Below are 18981 nucleotides of genomic sequence, written 5' to 3'. Positions count from 1 at the left end.
ACCAAGCGGAGCGAGCACGCCTGCTCGATTCCACAACAACACTCTAGGGCAAACAGGGGCATCCACATGTTCATCGTGATCGATGATCGCGAGACCGTTACACGGGGCTACGCAGCGGGCTTTGACCGCGAAGGCGTCGTATCGATCGGCTTCTCATCGAAGGATTTTCGCGAATGGCTGCAATCCGCCGTCGGCAATGACGTAATGGCAATCGGCGCGTTTATCCTCGGCGACTGCTCGGACCGAACCAGCATTCCCAAGAGCATTCGCAACAGATCTCACGCACCGATCATCGCCCTGAACAACCTGAAGCAGCTCAGGGATACGATCGAATTGTTCGAAGCTGGAGTCGACGACGTCGTTCATATTCCGATCCACGTTCGCGAGATACTGGTTCGTACGGCCGTCATCCGTCGGCGAACTGTCGGGCAATCAGCCGAAACGCCAACGAGCCTGATCCGCGTCTTCCTTGACGGCCGGTATCCCGAAATCGGCGGCAGAACGCTGGCCTTGCCGCGTCGCGAGCTGCGCATTCTCGAACACCTGGTCGGGCACCAGGGAAAGTGGCTTACAAAGACCCAGCTCTTCAATGCGATCTATGGTCTTTTCGACTCGAGCTTTGACGAAAACGTAATCGAGGGGCACGTGAGCAAGCTTCGCAAGAAGCTCCGCAACCACCTCGGCTACGATCCGATCGAGTCAAAGCGCTACATGGGATACCGGCTCGACGACTTAAGAAGACGGTCTAACGGCGAATTTGATCCTTCGAAACATAATTGAAATCCTGGACGAGCACGTCCTGCAGGACTTCAGCCTGGAGACGCCTGTTGACGTGCTCTCTGACCGTGCGCGCAAAGTGGGCGAGGTCGAGCCGCGAGAGATTCTTGAAGTCGAGATTCTCATCGGAATAGATGTTTCGAAATGCCTCATCCACAACGAAGGCCTCAGGCGGCACCGGAAGCTGGCGAAGGACTGTTGCATCGGCTGTGAAGACAAACTGTGCAACGATGTAGCCTTGCACGCTGCCTTCTGCGATCATCGGCACGTTGATCACCCTGGTCTTCTCGTAGACGAGCCCACCCGCATAGTCCTGCTTGGTGGCAGGCGCGGCATGTCCCTCCTTCCAATAGGACAGGGCCAGGCTTGCGCCGACCGTAACGATGCAAGCCCAGACGCCTGCCAGTAACAGCCTGACTATTTGCATCCGCCCGGCCCCATCAATGAGTATGTGCCGTCCGATTCAACTTCCTGGATGGACCTCGCGATGATCGCCGAGACCTCGCGGACGGCATCGAGATGCATTTGCAATACGGCTTGATTTCTGACGAGGCCTGCGCGCAGGCGCGTCAAGTGGGCGACTACGCGCGGGTCGAACTCGATCCCCTGCGTCACGCGCATGGCCCTTGTCAATTCAAGCAGGCCGCGATTCTTGCGTTGACTGAAGGACTCAAAATCAACTTGCATCCGGCTCTCAAGCTTGTCTGTTTCCTCGTCAATGGTTGCCGTGAGCCGCTCGATCGCATTCAACGCATTGGAGTTTGTTCCGAGCCACTGAGCGGCAGTATCTTGCGCATCCGTTGGCCCGGGCAACGCCTGTTGTGACAGCGCCGGCAAATCGCCTCCCCCCGAAATAGCCTCCTCCTGCACCTTGAGGATTTCCGACGTTTCTTGCTGCTCGTGATTCTGATTCATCGCTGCGCTCATCCTGCTGCAAACTAGCCTTTACCGGTCGCGGAATCGGCAGCGTGCCGTGCCTTCGCCAACTGCCTGGCAATCCCGATCCCCTCACCCTTGGCCATCTCGTTGCCAATCTGCTCAGCCAGCATCGAACGCCAGATCGTGCCAGCGGTTCCCTTGCCGAAAACCTCGCTTGCGTTCTGCGGCAGCATCGACTCGACGAATGTCTGCAGGACAAAGGCTTCGAACTTTCGATAGACGGCGCGATCGGTATCTGCCTTCTTGATGATCGTGGCGTGCCCGCTGCCGTCGATCGCGCCGCCGCGCGAGGCGTCCATGCCCTGCGCAGACGCGGCGGTTCGTTCCAACGCGCCTGCCTCGATCTTCCGGTCCATCGCTGCGGCGAACTCTTCGCCGCCTGCGGACGATGCGCGCTCGAGCTTGCCGGCCGCCATGCGCTGTGAGACCGGATCTGCGGCCTCCATTACATCGAGAATGAGATCCGGTACGGGAGTGACCGTCATGCTGTGCCTCACCTGGCGATCCGAACTTGTTTCATTGGCCTGCATTTCTTTCGGCCGGCCGCTTCGCTGCCGTTTCAGTTATTTCCTCGAGGACGCGCTTCTCCTGCTCTCGAAACGCCAGCCGCGCGGCTGTTCCGGCCATCCGGAGCACCTGCTTCAGCTTGCGCGCCTCGGTCATTGCGTGCGAGGCGAGACGCTCCTTTGCCTTGGCGAGCACCCCCTGCTCGACGCTAGCGGTCCTCAGGTTCTGCCCCGCGGTTTGTGCCGCCAAAGGCGGCACTCCGGTGCCGTCGTTGAAACCCTCGATGATCCGACGCTGCCGCTCCTGCAGTGCGTGCTCCTTCGCATTGCACTCCATCAGCTCCCATTGTGCGAGGCGGTGCATCTTCGCCTGCACAGCCGCAATGCGACGGATTTTGCGATCCCTTGATTTCATGCGTCGATCAACCGGCCAGCCATGATGAAAATGCGATGGTGAACTGCAGCACGAGTTCGCGACTGGTGAGATAGACCAGCATAAGGCCGCCGAAGAGCACGAAGGGCAGCGAGATGAAATAGACGGGTATGCTTGGCGTCAGCTTGTTGGCGAACCCGAGCGCGAGGTTCACAATGACCCCGTAAACGACGAACGGGCTGGCCACCCTGAGCGCCAGGATGAACGCCTGTGAAAGATGATCGGTGAGCTCGGAGAGCCCGGTCTCGCCGCTTAGGCCGGCCGCCGGCGTCCAGACACGATAGGAGCCGATGAGGCCGCGAAGCAGCTCCCAATGTTGATCGGTCATGAAGAACAGCACGATCGCCGGCAATGTGATGAATGGCACAAGAGCCGGCATGTGTTCGCCGTCTTCGGCGGTTCCGGCTATTCCGCTGAGCCCGATCGCGGATGCAGCCATCGTGGCCATGGTTTCCAGGGCGAGAAAGAACACCCGGGCGGTCAGGCCGATCAGGAGGCCGATCACCAGCTCAGACATGATCGCGCGGACGATGGCTGGCGTTCCGGCCGTCTCCACAATGGGACGTACGGTGGCTTCGAGCAGCGGCGCCAGCATCAGCGTGACGTTGATGGCCAGAAACAGCCGGACCTGCACCGGAATGTTGGACCGGGAGAATCCGGGCGCGATCATCATGCAGGTGCCGACCCGGCAGAAGATCAGAAATGTGGCCAGCACGGAGCCTGATACGCTCGCGATCAAGAAACTGCTCCAAGCGACTTCACTTCGACACCACGCGCGATCTCGACGTGCGACAGCACCGGCAGGGTCGGGAACATTCGTTCCGTGATCATGCGAACATAGGGACGCACCTCGGGGGGCGCGACGAGCACGACGCTTTCGCCCTGGCCCATTGCCTTTCGAACCGCAGTGGAGACATCAGCCGCGAACTGCTCGACAAGGCGGGGATCGGCGTCGAATTCCACGATCTCGCCCTTGGCATCGCGTTTCAGGCTTTGATGGAATGCGAGATCCCAGCGATTTCCAAGCCGAAGCACTTTCAGTACTCCGTTGTCGGCAAAGTCGCCGCAGATCTGCTGCGCGATGCGCATGCGAACGTGCTCTGCGATTTGCTCGGCGCGGCGAACGTAAGGCGCGATTTCCGCAATGGCTTCGAGAATCAAATGCAGGTTCCTGATCGAGATGCGCTCGGCGAGCAGCAGCTTGAGGACCGCCTGCAGGCCGGAATAGGAAATCTGCGACGGACAGATATCCTCAATGAGCCGTTTGTACTCCGGATCGAGACGGTCCAGCAGGGCCCGCATGTCCTTGTAGGAAAGGAGCTGCGATAGGTTGCCGCGGATGATTTCGCTCAAATGGGTGAGTAGGACGGAAATGTTATCCGCAACCTTGAAGCCGTCCCGTTTGACCTCTTCGAGGAAAGTCTCAGGGATCCACATTGCCTTCATGCCGAAGGCTGGCTCCACCGTCTCATCGCCCGGCACGTCCGGCCTGCGAACACCATCGAAGAGCACGAGGACCTCGCCGATGCGAAGCTCATGCTGCGCCACGATCGTGCCGTGTACCTTGATGCGATAGCTTTTCGGCCCAACGGACATATCGTCCGTCAACTTGATTTCGGGAATCACGAACCCGTATTGGGTCGCAAAGCGGCGACGTACCTTGCTGACACGATGCGCAAGCTCGCCGTGCGCATGCAGCATTTGAACCGCGAGCTGGCTGCCGACGCAGAGCTCGACGTCCGCCGTCTTCAGATATTCCTTGATCGATTCTTTCGATTCGGCCTGCGCTCGTTCGCGCTCCTGCGCCGCAAACGCCTCCTCCTGCTGCCGTCTTGCCGCCTGCCGGCGGGGAAGCGCGTAGCTCATGAACGCCATCACGCCGCCCAGGAACGCGAAGGGCAGCAGTGGCAGGCCCGGCAGCATTCCGAGAACGAACATCATGAGCGCGGCCACCGACTGCGCGCGCGGATATCCGCCGAGCTGTTTGAGCACCGTCTGCTCGGCCGAACCTCTCGTGCCGCCTTTCGAGACCAGCAGCCCGGCCGCAAGGGAGACGATGAGGGCCGGGATCTGGGATACGAGTCCGTCCCCCACGGAGAGCTTGGTAAAGACGTCGGCGGCACGCGCGAGCGGCAGACCATGGTGGGTCACGCCGATGACGATCCCGCCGAATATATTGATGGCGGTGATGATAAGACCAGCGATGGCGTCACCACGGACGAACTTCGAGGCGCCGTCCATGGCGCCGAAGAAGGCGCTCTCCTCCTCGAGTTCCCTGCGCCGACGCTGGGCTTCCTTGTCGTCGATCAGGCCGGCGGATAAATCCGCGTCGATCGCCATCTGCTTGCCCGGGATCGCATCGAGCGTGAACCGCGCGCCGACTTCCGCGATACGCGTGGCGCCCTTGGTGATCACGACGAAATTGACCGTGACAAGAATGGCGAAGATGATCAGTCCGATGACGAAGTCACCTCCCATCACGAACTTCGAGAATCCTGCCACCACATAACCGGCCGCGTGCTCCCCTTCCGCCCCGCGCGACAGGATCACCCGCGTCGTCGCCACGTTCAGCGCGAGACGAAGAATGGTGGCAATCAGCAGCACCGTCGGGAAGGCCGAGAAATCGAGCGGACGCTGGATCCACAGCGCCACCATCAGGATCAGGGCGGAAAGCGCAATAGAGAAGGCGAGACCGACATCGATCAGGACCGAGGGAACCGGCAGGACCAGGATCGTCAGGATGGCGACGATGCCGACCGCAAAGGCAACGTCGGCGCCAATCCGACGCTCGCTCGGGAGAGCTGGGCTTAGTGCTTGAGCCATGGGGATTCCTGCGACACCATCATATCAGCACCTTGCAGCGCCTAGCTTGCGCGAAGGTGGTGGCGACCGTGCCTCGCCTTTAGAATCCGTGCTCGATCCGCGAGTAGAGCAATTCGGTGAAGGCGTAGATATGCGCGCCGATGAACGAGCCGGAGACCGCGACCACGATCAGCATGACCACGATCTTGGGAATGAACGTCAGCGTCATCTCCTGTACCTGGGTCAGCGCCTGCAGCAGCGCAATCAGGATACCCACGATCATCGCGGCCCCGACTGCGGGACCTGAGACCACGATGATGGTCCAGATCGCCTGCTGAACGATGTCGAGGGCGTCGCGTTCGTTCATGGCTCAGCTGATCGTGATGCCCGGTCCAAGCAGCACCTCGACACCATTGTCGAGTGTCGCTACGGCTCCGCCCTGGATGATTCTCACCGACATGATCTTGCCGCTTACATCCTCGCCCTCGGGGGTCGTAAATGCAGCCGTGCGTCCGACGAGGCTTTCGGCCTGGGCCAGCGCGCTGGAGGATAGCAGCGTGTCGAGCTTGGCATTCGTCTGGATTGCCTGTTCGACAGCGGATAGCTGCGCAAACTGGCTCATATATTGCGACATGTCTGTCGGATTGGTCGGATCCTGATTCTTCATCTGCGCGATCAGGAGCTGCAGGAACTGATTGTAGTCCACCGTTGCCGACGCGGACGAGGATTCGGAGTTCTTGTTCGCCGTCGCGTTTGAAGAAGCCACGCTGTCAACATTCATATCGCTCTCCTGATGCTTCACGCGACTTCGACAGGCCTTGGCAAATTGCCGCCAGTCAAGATCAACTGCTCGACCTCGAACAGAGCGCGAATTTTGCGCAAAGCCTCATAGTATCGTTTCGATTCGACCAGCTTCTCGATCTGTTCCAGGCCGTCCATGATCTCTGTGTTTTCGATGGCTGCGAGCAGCCCGGATCGCTGCTGCCGGTAGACCGCTTTCGCCTCTTCGACGTCGTGAGGGCTCATCAGCATGAGCTGGATAACGAAATAGATCTGGTGCAGCGGTGTCGTCGCGTCCGCGACCTGCATGACCTGGCTCTCGAGCAGAAAAGTCACGTCATTGATCAGCTCAAGGGTCACCTTGCGATCGACGCGGAGCACAGCTCCATTGACATAGATCCGCTCGCCGCCGCGCAGCGAAATACAGATCGGCTTCTTCATGCGAGCGCGTCTCGAATCATGACGTTGATCGCGACAAGCTCCGTGACGTCGCTGGAGTTCTGCTGCCGAATTCGATCTGCTTCCCTGATGATCCACAGCCCGATCGAGATAAGGTCGGCGCGCAACTTTTCAGGAAGCCCATTGCGGGCGCTGGAGAGATCCTCCACGAAGAACGCCCAGAGCCTTCGAATGAACAGCAACGCCTCCGCATCCTCCGGTGGCGCAAGGTCTCCGGCCTGCAGGCGCCTCAATAGATCGATCCCGTGGTTCAAGGCCTGTTGCTCGCGGGCACGCGCCTCGCGCCCGCTATCCTCGATCACCGCGTCGTAACTGGATAATGTCATTGAACTCGCAGCCGGCTGGTTACTGACGGGGTCGTGGATCAGAGATAATTGAGGATGCTGAGCTGCTGGATGCGGGCCGTGAGCGCCAGCGACATGTCCAACTGGTTTTTCAGGTTTGTGACGCGAACAGACGCTTCCGCCGGATCAACCTCTTCCATCGCCGTGACCTGCTTCGTGACCAGATCGCTCTGGATCTTGAGGCGGTTCGTGGCGTTGGTCGTCTGCTCCTGGGCCGTTCCCAATTTGGCACCGACGCCAGCAAGGTCGTTGATCGCATCGCCGATGATTTCGGTCGCCTTGTCGACCACCACCTGGAACGCGGCCTGGTTGAGGTTCTGCGTGCCAAGATCGCTCAGCATCGTATAGGCCATCGCCAGCTTGCGGAACGCCGGCTCATTCGCGCTGACCGACGTGTCGATGGTCTCGGTCGTCGAAATCCGGCTCCGCATCACCTGATCGGACGCAGTCGACCAGTTTGCACCCCAAGCAGGATCGTCGAACTGCGCCTTGAATGTCGTATCCAGGAAGTTCTGCATCGCTGCGGGGGTGATGCTCGAGACCGCCGAAGCGCTTTGCGTGAAGCCAAAATTGGCCAGGAACGCGGCATCGACGGCATTCTTGCTGGCCGAACCGGCCGTGTAGCTGGTCATCGGCTGCACGCCCGTATTGATGCCGCCGAACAGATATTGACCGTCCATTGTGACGTTCAGCGCCCCGATCAGGCTGTCGAGGTTAGCGCGCGACGGCTGCAGGATGACGTTGCCGCCGTCGGCGGAATTGCGGGCCGCAAACAAGTCCTTCTGGAAGGATTGCGCCGTACTGATCAGCTCGCCCACCCGCTGCTGCGATATGTCGAGCCGTCCGGCGATAAGGGCATTGGTGTCCACGAGCTTGTCGAGATCGAGCAGCTCGGCCCTGAGTGTCACATCGCGGCCAGCGAGAGCGCCGAGTTCGCGGCCCACATCGGCAAAGCGGCCGTTCGTCGCTTCCTTCGTCGCCTGCGCGATCGCAGCCTGACTCTTCATGGCCGCGATGCGCAAGGTCGTCGAGATCGCGCTGCTCGAAATGAACGTCGTAGCCATACCGTTACCTCACCGCCGCGAGAAGATCTTTCAACATCTCGTCGACCGTCGCGATCAATTTCGACGAGGCAGAAAACGTACGCTCAACCTGCAACATAAACGACATCTCGTCGTCCATGTTGACGCCGCTGACGTTGGATAGCGCTTCAGCACTTCGCTCCAGCAGCGTTTGGCTGTAAGTCGCTTCATCGTTCGTGCTCTTGCGCTGAGCTTCCAGCCAGCTCACCGACGATCCGGCGAAGTCGATCAGGCTCGCATTCGGCTTTCCCAGCGCCAGCGGGCTGAACGGCCGGCTTGCGGCCATGCCATCGACAAGCTGCTGCACCCGATCCGAGAAACCGGCCTCGCCCCCCGTGTTGTACCGATAGGCAACGTTGCCGGAGATAGCGCCGTCCCTCAGCAGCAGCGGATTGCCTCCGGCACCCTGGTCGACCGAAGGATTGACGAAGATGGTGCCGGCGAGCCCCGAAGCGATGACGCCCGATGGCGGCATGGCCGAGGCGCCCGGGTAGGTGAAAAGTCCGGGCACGTCGGGCAGCGCCGCGGCAGTCTGATCTCTCTCCGCGAAGGCCTCGATCAGGCCGCGTGCGATCTCATCAAGCTGGTTCTGATAGGTAACAGTGGCATCGTCGCGGAGCGCGGCAAGGCCCGCGAGCTTTCCCCCATGGATGGGCATCACGGCGGATGCACCACTGACGGGCACGCCGTCGATGTAGACCGCATTTCCAGTGGCGCCCGCCGTGTAGGCATAGGTTGGGTCGAGCGTGACCGACCGGGCGTTGGTCTCAAAGAGCGTGACGCCTGAATCCGTGTAGATGACCATATCGTTGTTGGCACGGGTGGCGACGGTTATGCCGACTTCCTGCGACAGCTTGGAGAGGATGCTGTCCCGCATATCGAGGTAGTCGGTGATATCGCTTCCGGTGATGGTCCCCTTGACGATCGAGGTGTTGACCGTTTTGAACTGGGCCAGCAATTGGTTGATGGTCGAGACCGATGACACCATGTCAGCATCGGCGTCGGCCCGCACCGACTGAACCGTCTTCGTCGCGTCATTGAGCGCCGCGGCGACACCTTTGGCCGCCGTTACCGCCGTTTGTGCGAGCGTGATATTGTCCGGTGCCGTCGCATATTGCTGCAGGGCGCTCTTCAGCTTGGCAAGTTGCGCGGCGGGCGATTGGTCCTGCTGCGGGTCGTCAACGGTCGTGGCTGCGATCTTCTGCAGGCCGTTGTAGATCGAGTCCTGCTTGGCGGTGGCCGAGGCCGCCTTCAACACGTTATAGAACAGCCCCTGGCTGGTGGCGCGCTGGATCCCCGCGACATAGACCCCGTTTCCCGGCAGTGTCGCGAGCAGCACGTTCTTTCGCGAATAGCCGTCCTGCATGGCGCCAGCGATATTGCGCGATATCACGGAAGCCTGCGCACTGGTCGCCATGAGCGACGTACGCGCCGAACTGAGTGCAACCGTGAGTGACATGAGCCCCCGCCCCGACGATGCGCCGGCGCCGCCTAGCGCTTCAGATTGACCAATACGTCGAGCAGGTCGGCGCCGGTCTGGAAGACCTTTGAATTCGCGGTATATCCGCGCTGCGACTCGATCATCGAGGTCAGCTCGGCCGCAAGATCGACGTTCGACTGTTCGAGCGTCTCCGATGAGACGGTGCCAAGGCCGCTCCGCCCGGCGAAGTCGAGCTGCACGTTTCCGGAGTCGATCCCGACCGAGTAGACATTGCCGGCCTCCGGCACGAGATTGTCCGGGCTCGGCACCGTCGCGAGCGGAATTTTATAGGTGGCGAGCCGCGTCCCGTCAGCGTAGATCGCGTACAAGGTGCCGTCGGTATCGACCTCCACCTTGTCGATCGAACTGGGAGCATTGCCATTGACGTTCGGCTTGAAGGCGAAGTCGTCGGCGACCTGCGTCATCGCCGAAAGGTCGAGAGTGAACGGCGAACCGCCCGGGATCGTGAACGTGAGGGCGGTGGGACTGGCCGCGGCCAGCCGGCCTTTTCCAGTCGCACTGACGTCGAACGTGAACGTATCGGAATCCAGCGGGCCGCTTGAATAGGGGAAGCCGCCGCTCGTCGATGCAGCATTGTCATATACTCGCACGTCCCAGGTGTTGGCCGCCGTCTTGAACATGTAGACGTCGAGGGTCACCTTGTTCCCGATATTGTCATAGGTGACGATCGAGGTCTTGGAGGTATAGTTGGGCGGGCCTGCGGTAACGGCTGCGTTGGCGTCGAGATTGGCACTCTCTAATGTTGCCTTGGTCGAAGGATTACCTTGAAGAGCCGTTTGCGCGATGTTGACGACGTCGAGGCCGGTCAGACCATTCGCGACAACATTGGGCGGACCGTTTCTGACGTCATAACCCATCAAATAGAATCCCGCCGCATTGACCAGATTGCCCTCGCCATCCGGCACGAAGGAACCGGCGCGGGTCAGGAACGGCGTGCCTCCGGCATCGGTCACGACAAAGAATCCGTTGCCCTGGATCATGAGATCTGTCGCTGATGTCGTGTATTGCGGCGCTCCGGGATCGGAGATGGCATAGCGGACATGCGTCTCCACGCTGCCGGAATTGTAGTTGCCGGACCCGCTCCTCAGAATGAGCGAAGAGAATTCGGTGGAGGCGCGCTTGTAGCCTGTGGTGTTAACGTTGGCGATGTTATCGGCCACCGTCGACAGCTTGTTGGATTGCGCATTCATACCGGAGCCACCGGTGCGCATAACACCATACAGACTCATCCATCACCTCCGTTCTGAGTGAATGACATTAAAGGCGCTCTTCCTTGTGTGAGGCTGTCTGCGCCGTGTTCCTCTAGCTCAGGTCGTGTGCTCGCCGCAGTATGCGCGCGCGCCGCTCGTCCACGCGCCGAAGCCGCTCGCCACCAGGCTTCCGATCACGCTGCAAATATAGCGTCGTTGCGCAACCTTGTTGTTCGGACCTGCGTTGTAGCGCGCAACGGCCATGGTCCAGCTGCCCTCCCGCGCGCGCAATTCCTTGAGAAAGCGCGCCGCATAGTCGACGTTTTTCGCCGGATCGAACATCGCCTCGACGCTGGCGAACTCGCGTCCGTGATAATGATGATTGATCTGCATGCAACCGAGATCGACCAACCTGGCGCCCTTGTTCTTGGCCTCGCGAAACTGGGAGACAGCATCTCGAAGGTCGCTGGCCATGGCTGTCCTGCCATCGATATTGAGCGCATAGGGGTTCAGCATGCCCCTGCGTCCGGTTTCGCTCAGGCCCACGGCATACAGCACCCCAAGCGGCACGGCGTGAGCACGGGCTGCGCGCGCCATCTCACGCTCGCAGGGCCCATCGGCACGTGCGACGGTAGTCAGGCTACAGATAGACAGCACCGCTATTGCGATCGACCGCAACCTCTTCATCTTGGCGACGCTCGGTTGGCTTGATGAACTGGTCATGGCCCTGCCTGTTCTGACGCGTCCCGGCTTGCGCATCGCTGGACTGACGCTCCGAAGCGCCGTTGTTGAACTGTGATCCGCCCTGGGGCTGCTGCGACTGCTGCTGGTCCGATTGCGTGTGAGAATGGCCACCGCCTGACGTCGGGTGGCGCGCGCTGCCATGGTCAATCGACGTAATGTCGAAGGTGTAGCCGGCGGACTGCATCGCATCCATCAGCGCGCCGCGCTCCTCACGCAGCAGCTGCGTTGTCTCCGGCCGATCAGCCAACAATCTCACCTCGACCGCATCGCCGGCGAGACGCATCCTCACGGTCACCGTCCCCATGTTTGGCGGATCCAGTTGCAGGGTCAGTATCCTGACCGGCGCATCCGGCCCCCGACGCAGGTCCGGTGGAGCGAGGTCGGCCGCAGGCGCAGGGGCCGCGGTCGGCGCCGTTGCCAGATCAGGAGCGATGCGGTCGACGATCTTCTGCAATAGCATCGGCTGACCGACAGGCTGGAAATGCGTCTCCTGGTCACGTACCGCGACCTTCACGGTTGGCATGGACCGCGTTTCGACGGCACCGAGTGATGATGCAAAACGCTGTTCGGGAGCGACATCCACCTTTGGAGATTTCGCTGGCTCACCCGCCGTCATCAGGTCCGTGCGGTGCTCGACCCGGGTTTGCGACCGGCTTGGGCGCGGAGTGTCGCCGTCATCCCGTGAAGAGAGCGGTTGATCGAGCCTGGAGATCATGGAACTGAGCGCAGCCTCGGACGCACGCCATTCCGGAGCGGGCGATGTGATTTCTCCGGTCTGCCGGTGCGAGGCAGTCTCGCTCGCCTGCCGTCGCGTCCGATCCCTGGGCCGACCGGCGGCGTGATCCAGCACGTCAGTGAGGGGATTGGACGGTTCAGGATCCTGCGCCGGCTCCATATCGACACTCTTGATGTCGAGCTGCGGCTTTTGTTTCGCTCCTTCGGCGATCACCCGCAGCTGGTCACGAAACTGGCCGGCATTACCCTTGCCGTCCTCGACCTTGCCTTTGTGGTCCTTGGCGACCATCGCATTCTGGGGAACGAGGCGCGAAGCTGGCTTGCCGCCTGTGAGCTGACGGATCATTGCCATCAAAGGGTCGGTCTTGTTCATCGAGCTCGCTCCTTCAATTGCTCTTTCGATTCGTCGAGAAGGACCTGCGCCCGATTGACGGCCGCAAGCGAGCGGCTGAAGTCGATCCGCGGACGCATCGACGTCTGCGCCTCGCCTGGCTGATCCTGCTGTGCCGGGGCCGAGGGAAGCGCCTTTCTGACGTTGCGCCCGACGACGAGCGCTGACCTCAGTAGCTCAGCATCCCGTTCGGGAAGCCGGCCAACTTCGATCTTCTGCAGGTCCAAGAGCGCTTCTTCATGCGCGCTTGTCACCACGCGCGCGGCCGCGCGATAAAAGCGTGCGCGCTCGCGTTCGGTACTCCCCTCTTCCGTGAGCCCCAGCACGCGCTCTGCCGCCAAATCCGCCATTTCGACCTTGCCGCGCACCAGCGCGGTGCGCGCGATCAGCAGATAAAGGCCGCGCTGGCCGGCGCCGTCGAGTTGATCGAGCAAGGCGACAAGGCGAGGAAACCGATCCGATGCCTGCGCGAAGCTGAAGCGCGCAACAGCCAATGCAAGGCGTTGTCGAAAATTCCCCGCATAGATCGAATGCCTGAAACGTCGGAAATATTTCTGAGCCAGCGCTTCAAACTTGTCGAAATCATCGACTTGGCCGGCCACGAAGATTTCCCGGCGCAGCGCTGCCTCCTCGACCAGCGTTCCGGGCATCAGCAGTCTCGCCTCATCGAGCCGTTCGATCGCAGCTTTCGAGTCGGTCTGCGCAACGAGCGCGGACTGCACCAGTGCAACTTCGGCCGCGATGGTCGGCGGCAAGTCGCGCGCTTGGATGCTGCCAAGCCGCGCCTTGGCGTCGTCCGCTCTGCCTTCCACATATGCGACCGCGCCATCGAGGATCGCCCCATCGATAGTGAGCAGGCCGCGGGAACGCAGCGCATCGACCACTTGGGGCGATCCTCCGCTCAGCAGGAAGGTCACCACGGCGCGCGAGTTTCTCGGGTCCTTCCAGACCAGCGGATCGGCCTTCTGAAACTCCTCGCCCAATCGCTTGAGCAAGGCTGGCTGCGCGTTGTGCGCGTCCAGGTTGCCGCGCGCGATTTCGTCCTGCAAAGCGTGGAGCGTCCGGACCAACTGATAGGGTTCGCGCGGCGGCGCTTCAGCCTGTTCGGCGCGAGCTGAGCCGAGCAGAACGAACAGCGCGACGGCGATGGTTCCTGCGCGGCTCATGGCAAGGGAGCGCGGATCAACAGCTCGATCCGCCGGTTTTCAGCGGCCGACGGATCGTTCAGATTTTTCGGCCGGCGATCGGCAAAACCCTCGATGTGCTCGATGCGCCGTGCATCGAGTCCGCCGCGGATCAGCATGTGGTAAGCCATGTGGGCGCGCGCGGTCGACAATCTCCAATTGTCGTATTCCGAGGATCGATAGGGGCGGTTATCGGTGTGGCCGCGTACAATCACCAGTCCCTGGCTTTGCGATATCAAAGGCGTGATCTTGTCGAGCGCCCGGACGAGGCCAGCGGTGGGTTCGGCCGACCCGGTGGCGAACATGCCGTAGTTCACATCGTCCGTAAGGCTGATGAGGAGACCCTCATTGCTCTCGCGGACCTCGGCAACAGGACGCGCCGATCCGAGCGGCGCAAGCGCGGCGGATATGGCGGCCTGCAGCTTGCTCACCTCGCTCTGCGCAGGCTTCTTTTCGACTTGCGGAGCGGATGAGCCTTTGTCGCCCGGAGGAGCGGTCGAGCCATTATCTCCTGCGGGTGGATTGGAGCCCTTCTCTCCCTGCGCGGGAGATGCGCGATTGGCGGCCGGATCGTTCTTGGAGTCATCATCGGCGAACAGGCCAATCGCCTTCGCCGTCGCCGTATCCTGCTTCTCAGGCGCCGCCGAAGACCCCTTGGCTGAATCCGACCGCTGAATGGGGGCCGCCGTGACGTCCGGCTTGCCTTCCGACGGGCGCGGACCCTTTCCCTGGCTGAGCGCCGCGGCGTCTTCGTCGAACGGCAGGTTACCAAGTTCCTTGCTGCCCAGCGCCTTCTTTTCCACCGGGGCTGTCGACGTCATGGGCCAGTAGATGGGATCAAACGGATCTTTGAAGGCCTCGCCGCCCTTCCATCCCTCTTTGCGAGTCGTATCCAGCGAGGTGCCCACTTCCGCGATCCGCGGAGGACTGCCGGCAATTTCCAAAAGCACTGCGTAAGGATCCCGGAAAAGCGCCGCTTCACCGAAACGCGGCGCCGGCGACTGCGGACGCTGCATCTGCTGTGCCGATTTGCCCGGTTCGGGTTTCGGCCGCAGGCTGTCTTCCTCCACGGCCTTGCCGGGATCGACGCGCCTGGCATCGTTGATGCCCTTGCGGTCGGGGGTCGAGTCGGTCAGCTTGATCGGGTTGAAGTAGCTGGCAACGCTTTCGCGCGTCTCCTGGTTGGTGGCGCTGATGAGCCACATCACCAGGAAGAACGCCATCATCGCGGTCATGAAATCGGCATAGGCGATTTTCCAGACACTGTTGTGTGATTCGCCGCCGTCGAGACTGCTCCGGCGTCGAACGATGATCAGCTCTGACCTGTCTGGATCGGCCATGTTAGTTCAGGACCGCGAACTTCAATCGCTCCGCCCAGAGCTTCATCTGGGTTTCAAGAAAGACCTGATCGACGGTGACGGAAACCTCCGCCACGGGGGCCGCCCGAAGTTCCACCGCAATCGAGCGTACCGCAAGCTTGCTGCGCAGCACGTCCACCAGTTCAGCAGGGCATGTAACCCGCAAAGCCGGCCGGCGAACATCGGAGGCGACCGATGCAAGCTGCTCGACGAAGGTGGTAACCGCCTGCTTTTGCACCGCGTTCGAAATGAACGGCTCAAGTATGCGCGCGGTCACCCCAGCGATCTTGGCTTCAAGCTGCGCGCCGGCTTCGGCGATGTCGCCGGCGATCCTGGCAGCCGTTTCATTCAGCAGATTGTGCCTTTCCTCGGCGAGCTGCATGCTCAGCCTGTGTTTCTCGTCGGCAAGTTGCTGCTCGAACTCGGCCAATGCCGTCGCATAGCCGTTGGATCTTCCACGCTGATACGCATCGTCCTCGTTGGACGGAGGCGGAGGCGTCGGCTGGGGCTGCACCTTGGGACCGGAATGCTGGGCGTAATCAAACGGAATGACACGGCTGCGCGCCTTCTGCGGCTCCGGCGGATCGAAGCTTGCCAGCAAACGCGCTACCTTCTCCGAACTCATGCCTGCTCCTCCTGCCGAATCCACTGCTTGAGAATCGCAGCCGCCTGCTTCTCATCGAGCTGAACAATCTGCTCCAATCGTCGCTGGGGAGCGTGCTGAACTTTCTTCGATATATCCTGGACGAGATTCGGCGCCTCTTCCCCGAACTGGTCCACCGAGCCGCCCTCGCCGCTCAGCAGCGCGGCCGTCTCTCCCATCTCGAGCTGGGCAGTCTCGCTTGACCTGGAGTCGAGGATCGCGTTGATGGCGGGCCGCAGGCCGAACCAGATCAGCATCGCCGCGACGGCGACGATTGCGACCGCGCTGACGAAAGCGCCCGACTGGCGCATCAGCACTTCGGTAAAGGTGACCGCAGGGACCGGCGGGAAGTCGCGCGCGCCTTCCATAAACTCGACCGCCGATACCTGGATCTGGTCTCCGCGCTGGCGATCGAGACCCGCCGCAGTTGCCGCTAGCTGGCTAATTTCTGCGACCTTTGCCTCCACGGCCGCATCGCTCGCCTTGTCGCCAAGACTGGCCGCTAGGCGCGGGCGATTGACCAGCACCGCAAGGAACAGCTTGTTGACGACATAGCCGTCACTCACGGTCGTCGTGGTTTTCGACGACACCTCATAGTTGGTGACATCCTCACGCCGCTGCTTCTCATCGTTGGAATTCTTGTTACCGGTCGCATTGATCTGCTGATCCGGCAGGTTCTGCTGCACCGTCGTCGGCGTCTGCCGATCGAGACTCTGCGACGATTCCTTCTCACGAACGGCGCGAACCGATCTCTGGACGCGGGACTCCGGATCGTAGACGGTCTCGTTGGTCTGCCGCTTGTCCGTGCTCAGCTGGGTGGCGACACTGACTTCAAAATTGTCGAGCCCCAGATAGGGCGCTAGCGCCTTGCTGACATTCTCCTGGATCAGCCGACTGACGACGCGTTGCAGGTTCGCCATGCTCGTCGGCGCCGCGGCTTCATCGTTGGACGCGAGCAGCGATCCATCGCTGTCGAGGACGGTCACCTTGTCGGGAGCCATCCCTGGAACCGCCGCCGCGACGAGGTGACGAACTGATCGAGCCGTCTTCGCATCGGCCGCTCCATCGGTCCGGATCACGACGGATGCCGAAGGCGGCTGCTGCTCGCGCCTGAACGAGCCGCGCGCCGCCATGACGATGTGGACGCGCGCCGCCTTCACGCCTTTGAGGACCTGGATCGTACGGGCGATCTCACCTTCGAGCGCACGGACGCGAGTGACTTCCTGCATGAAGGACGTGAGACCGAGGGAGCCGATCTTGTCGAACAGCTCGTAGCCCCCGCTGCTGCTGTTCGGCAAACCTTTCTCGGCCAGCAGCGTTCGCGCCTGGGCGGTCTGGCCTGGTCGCACGAAGATGGTGTCACCTGAAGCATTCACGTCGAAAGCAATGTTCGCGTCGCGCAGGACCGCGCCGACGCGCGAGACGTCTTCCCGGGTAAGACCCGTGTAGAGCACATCGAATTCCGGCCGACTCAAATAATAAGCGCCGCCGCCGACACCCAGGAAAACAGCGAGACCGACAAGCGCGAGCACGGTGAGGCGCCTGGGGCCAAGCTCGAGCAGATTGTTCCAGAGCCTTTGCGCATGTTCGCTGTTAACCATCAAACCCTCTGTGATACTTCCGAATCGATTCTCGATCGTGAAGCTTGTCCGAGGGTTGCGCGGTGCAAACATCGCAAAACGGCCGCGACCGGGTCAGTCGCGGCCGTCGTGGCTACGATGTCGAGTTGACTAGCCGCGGAACAGCGACAGGATGCTCTGGCTGCCCGAGTTCGCGATCGACAGCGCCTGAATGCCGAGCTGCTGCTGGACCTGGAGGGCCTGCAGGCGGGTCGATTCAGCGTTCATGTCGGCGTCGACGAGTTGGCCGATACCGCGATCGAGCGAGTCAGTCAGGGTCTTGACGAAGTCCTGCTGCAGGCCGATGCGGTTCTTGATCGCGCCGAGGTTGGTCGCCGAGTCCGTGATCTTGGCGAAGGCATCCTGAGTGCCCTGGATGTAGGTCTCGAGCTTCGCCAGGTCCGCGGCGCTGTCGGTGAGCTTCGAGATGTCCAGCGTCGCGACGCTGAAGGTTTCCCAGGCCGTACCGGTATAGGCGTCGTAGGTCTGGTCGAGGATGCCCTTCTTGGTGTCGACAGGCGTGGCGAGCGCGGTCAGCGTGACCGCGGCACCGAGACCGGCGACGCTGGCGTCGATGACGACGTTCTCGTCGTTGCGGCTCTTGAACGACAGCTTGTCGCCGGCCGCCGAGACGCCGACCGACAGGCCATCGATGCCGAGCTTGTTGATCGCCGTCGCGATGTCCTTGAGGGAGGTGTTCTTCGCCACCGCGATGTTGATGGCGGCGGCAGAGCCGACCGTCACCGTGATGTTGCCGCCCACGTCGGTTGTGTCGTCATAAGCAGCCGTATCGGCGGTCGGGAAGGTCTGCGCCGCGTAGGCGGTGTCCAGATTCGCGTCGTAGAGCTTGATCGATTCCAGATCGACCGAAAGCGTATCGATCTTGACGGTACCGCCGGCGCGGGAGAAGGACGAAACGACCGTCTTCGAGGAGTTGTAGCTCGCGGAAGTCGAGTCGACCGAGATCCAGTTCTCACCGTTGAAAACCGCGCTGTCGGCGGTGTTTTTCAGCTGCTTCTGCAGTTCGGTGATTTCGCTCTGGATCTTGGCGCGATCGACGCCGGGCGTACGGGCGGCGACCAGCTTCGCGTTGATTTGCGAAACGACGCTGACGGTGCCGTTCAGGCCCGTATACATCGTGTCGATGGTCGCGGCGCCGAGGCCGAGTGCGTCCTGCACGGCGCTCAGAGCCATATTGTCCGAACGCATCGTGGTGGCGATCGACCAATAGGCGGCGTTATCGGAGGCCGTCGACACCCGATAGCCGGTGGAGATGCGGTTCTGGGTGGTCGCAAGACCCGCGCTGACCGTCCGCAGGGTCTGCAGGGCGGTCATGGCGGAGCTGTTAGTCATCAAGCTAGACATTGCTTATGTCCCTTTAGTGTGAGGTGTTTATCTGGGGACATACCGGGCTTTCACCGGTACGGCAGGGCGGCATCATGCCTTTGGGGTTGAGGAAGCACCCAACCTGCCGTTTGTTCATATTAGCATCCG

The 18981-nt window shown here is 61.4% G+C and carries 21 protein-coding genes; 1 reads left to right on the top strand and 20 read right to left on the bottom strand.

The window, feature by feature from the left end; all coding sequences use genetic code 11:
* Positions 1-66 precede the first annotated feature (66 nt).
* Complete coding sequence (locus tag J6497_RS03240; protein WP_225702750.1) at positions 67-780, top strand: response regulator transcription factor; 714 nt, start codon at positions 67-69, stop codon at positions 778-780.
* Here J6497_RS03240 and J6497_RS03235 read toward each other — a convergent pair.
* The 20 genes from J6497_RS03235 to J6497_RS03140 all read right to left on the bottom strand — a co-directional run bounded on the left by J6497_RS03235 (position 746) and on the right by J6497_RS03140 (position 18840).
* Entirely contained in the window at positions 746-1204 is a 459-nt protein-coding gene (locus J6497_RS03235; protein WP_225702749.1) for a hypothetical protein, read from the bottom strand. The two genes, J6497_RS03240 and J6497_RS03235, sit on opposite strands and share 35 nt — an antisense overlap.
* Complete coding sequence (locus tag J6497_RS03230; protein WP_225702748.1) at positions 1195-1692, bottom strand: hypothetical protein; 498 nt, start codon at positions 1690-1692, stop codon at positions 1195-1197. The genes J6497_RS03235 and J6497_RS03230 overlap by 10 nt, the downstream gene beginning before the upstream one ends.
* 23 nt (positions 1693-1715) lie before the next feature.
* On the bottom strand, positions 1716-2132 hold the full coding sequence (locus J6497_RS03225; RefSeq protein WP_312010205.1) for a rod-binding protein: 417 nt from the start codon (positions 2130-2132) through the stop codon (positions 1716-1718).
* Between the two features lie 100 nt (positions 2133-2232).
* Positions 2233-2637: a hypothetical protein gene (locus J6497_RS03220; RefSeq protein ID WP_225702746.1), complete on the bottom strand. Its 405-nt coding sequence runs from the start codon at positions 2635-2637 to the stop codon at positions 2233-2235.
* A 7-nt stretch (positions 2638-2644) separates the two neighbouring features.
* Positions 2645-3394 (bottom strand): flagellar biosynthesis protein FliR, encoded by a 750-nt coding sequence (gene fliR, locus J6497_RS03215; RefSeq protein ID WP_225702745.1) that lies wholly within the window; start codon positions 3392-3394, stop codon positions 2645-2647.
* Positions 3391-5478 carry a flagellar biosynthesis protein FlhA gene (flhA, locus tag J6497_RS03210; RefSeq protein WP_225702744.1) on the bottom strand — a complete coding sequence of 696 codons (2088 nt, stop codon included), beginning with the start codon at positions 5476-5478 and terminating at the stop codon, positions 3391-3393. Before flhA ends, fliR begins: the two co-directional genes overlap by 4 nt.
* A 79-nt stretch (positions 5479-5557) precedes the next feature.
* Positions 5558-5824: a flagellar biosynthesis protein FliQ gene (fliQ, locus tag J6497_RS03205; RefSeq protein ID WP_027581587.1), complete on the bottom strand. Its 267-nt coding sequence runs from the start codon at positions 5822-5824 to the stop codon at positions 5558-5560.
* A 3-nt stretch (positions 5825-5827) separates the two neighbouring features.
* Positions 5828-6238 (bottom strand): flagellar hook assembly protein FlgD, encoded by a 411-nt coding sequence (gene flgD, locus J6497_RS03200; RefSeq protein ID WP_225702743.1) that lies wholly within the window; start codon positions 6236-6238, stop codon positions 5828-5830.
* 17 nt (positions 6239-6255) lie between these two features.
* Complete coding sequence (gene flbT / locus J6497_RS03195; RefSeq protein WP_225702808.1) at positions 6256-6666, bottom strand: flagellar biosynthesis repressor FlbT; 411 nt, start codon at positions 6664-6666, stop codon at positions 6256-6258.
* 8 nt (positions 6667-6674) lie between these two features.
* Positions 6675-7022, bottom strand: a complete 348-nt coding sequence (gene flaF / locus J6497_RS03190; protein ID WP_225702742.1) for a flagellar biosynthesis regulator FlaF — start codon at positions 7020-7022, stop codon at positions 6675-6677.
* Between the two features lie 38 nt (positions 7023-7060).
* Positions 7061-8104 (bottom strand): flagellar hook-associated family protein, encoded by a 1044-nt coding sequence (locus tag J6497_RS03185; protein ID WP_225702741.1) that lies wholly within the window; start codon positions 8102-8104, stop codon positions 7061-7063.
* 4 nt (positions 8105-8108) lie between these two features.
* Entirely contained in the window at positions 8109-9581 is a 1473-nt protein-coding gene (gene flgK, locus J6497_RS03180) for a flagellar hook-associated protein FlgK (RefSeq protein ID WP_225702740.1), read from the bottom strand.
* Positions 9582-9613: 32 nt separating this feature from the next.
* Positions 9614-10852 carry a flagellar hook protein FlgE gene (locus J6497_RS03175; protein ID WP_225702739.1) on the bottom strand — a complete coding sequence of 413 codons (1239 nt, stop codon included), beginning with the start codon at positions 10850-10852 and terminating at the stop codon, positions 9614-9616.
* A 78-nt stretch (positions 10853-10930) separates the two neighbouring features.
* Positions 10931-11500, bottom strand: coding sequence for a transglycosylase SLT domain-containing protein (locus J6497_RS03170; protein WP_376708154.1), 570 nt, complete (start codon positions 11498-11500; stop codon positions 10931-10933).
* A complete protein-coding gene (fliK, locus tag J6497_RS03165; protein WP_225702737.1) occupies positions 11454-12665 on the bottom strand; it encodes a flagellar hook-length control protein FliK in 1212 nt (403 codons plus the stop codon). Before fliK ends, J6497_RS03170 begins: the two co-directional genes overlap by 47 nt.
* Positions 12662-13849 (bottom strand): chemotaxis protein, encoded by a 1188-nt coding sequence (locus J6497_RS03160; protein WP_225702736.1) that lies wholly within the window; start codon positions 13847-13849, stop codon positions 12662-12664. The genes fliK and J6497_RS03160 overlap by 4 nt, the downstream gene beginning before the upstream one ends.
* Entirely contained in the window at positions 13846-15207 is a 1362-nt protein-coding gene (locus tag J6497_RS03155) for a MotB family protein (protein ID WP_225702735.1), read from the bottom strand. Before J6497_RS03155 ends, J6497_RS03160 begins: the two co-directional genes overlap by 4 nt.
* Before the next feature lies 1 nt (position 15208).
* Positions 15209-15655: a hypothetical protein gene (locus J6497_RS03150; protein ID WP_225702734.1), complete on the bottom strand. Its 447-nt coding sequence runs from the start codon at positions 15653-15655 to the stop codon at positions 15209-15211.
* Positions 15656-15846: 191 nt separating this feature from the next.
* Entirely contained in the window at positions 15847-17469 is a 1623-nt protein-coding gene (gene fliF / locus J6497_RS03145) for a flagellar basal-body MS-ring/collar protein FliF (protein WP_225702733.1), read from the bottom strand.
* A 129-nt stretch (positions 17470-17598) separates the two neighbouring features.
* Positions 17599-18840: a flagellin N-terminal helical domain-containing protein gene (locus J6497_RS03140; protein WP_283844374.1), complete on the bottom strand. Its 1242-nt coding sequence runs from the start codon at positions 18838-18840 to the stop codon at positions 17599-17601.
* Positions 18841-18981 lie beyond the last annotated feature (141 nt).

Source organism: Bradyrhizobium cenepequi (assembly GCF_020329485.1).
Classification (GTDB): Bacteria; Pseudomonadota; Alphaproteobacteria; order Rhizobiales; family Xanthobacteraceae; genus Bradyrhizobium; species Bradyrhizobium cenepequi.
This window is presented reverse-complemented; position numbering and strand designations above follow the sequence as displayed.